Source organism: Pantoea sp. GbtcB22 (assembly GCF_019091025.1).
Taxonomy (GTDB): Bacteria; Pseudomonadota; Gammaproteobacteria; order Enterobacterales; family Enterobacteriaceae; genus Pantoea; species Pantoea leporis.
Genome location: NZ_JAGXKB010000708.1, coordinates 1 through 241, shown reverse-complemented (window position 1 = coordinate 241; position 241 = coordinate 1). Strand labels below are relative to the sequence as shown.

The 241-nt window shown below is 55.2% G+C and carries 1 pseudogene; it reads left to right on the top strand.

The window, feature by feature from the left end:
- Positions 1-241: pseudogene (pyrG, locus tag KVT28_RS26430) on the top strand (CTP synthetase); the annotation flags it as partial.

Sequence of the window (241 nt, the reverse complement as noted above, 5' to 3'; positions counted from 1 at the left end):
GTGCCAGACTGTAAGTATCCGGTGGTTGCGCTTATCACCGAATGGCGTGACGAAGTGGGCAACGTTGTACAGCGTACTGAGCAGAGCGTTCTGGGCGGCACCATGCGTCTGGGCAGCCAGCAGTGCCAGTTGACGCCGGAAAGCAAAGTGCGTCAGTTGTACGGTACTGAAATCATTACCGACCGCCACCGTCATCGTTACGAAGTAAACAATATGTTGCTGAAGCCGATTGAAGCGGCGG